Source organism: Pseudomonas sp. FFUP_PS_473, assembly GCF_002858665.1.
Lineage (GTDB): Bacteria > Pseudomonadota > Gammaproteobacteria > Pseudomonadales > Pseudomonadaceae > Aquipseudomonas > Aquipseudomonas defluvii.
This window is the reverse complement of sequence record NZ_PJQQ01000131.1, coordinates 1-261: the sequence shown is the minus strand read 5'-3', so window position 1 is coordinate 261 and position 261 is coordinate 1. Positions and strand designations below refer to the sequence as shown.

Below are 261 nucleotides of genomic sequence, written 5' to 3'. Positions count from 1 at the left end.
CCACTGCCCAAGGCAATGCCACTGCAGCCGCCGGCGTAGTTACTGACAAAACCGCTGCACTGGCTACTGCTGAAGCAACACTGACCACTGCCGAAGGCAATGCCACTGCAGCCGCCGGCGTAGTTACTGACAAAACCGCTGCACTGGCTACTGCTGAAGCAACACTGTCCACTGCCGAAGGCGCTGCCACTGCAGCCGCCGGCGTAGTTACTGACAAAACCGCTGCACTGGCTACTGCTGAAGCAGCACTGACCACTGCCG

The 261-nt window shown here is 60.2% G+C and carries 1 protein-coding gene; it reads left to right on the top strand.

What is annotated here, in order from left to right; all coding sequences use genetic code 11:
• Window positions 1–261 (top strand): hypothetical protein (locus tag CYD26_RS25190; RefSeq protein ID WP_218197077.1); only part of this gene is annotated, 261 nt, incomplete at both ends.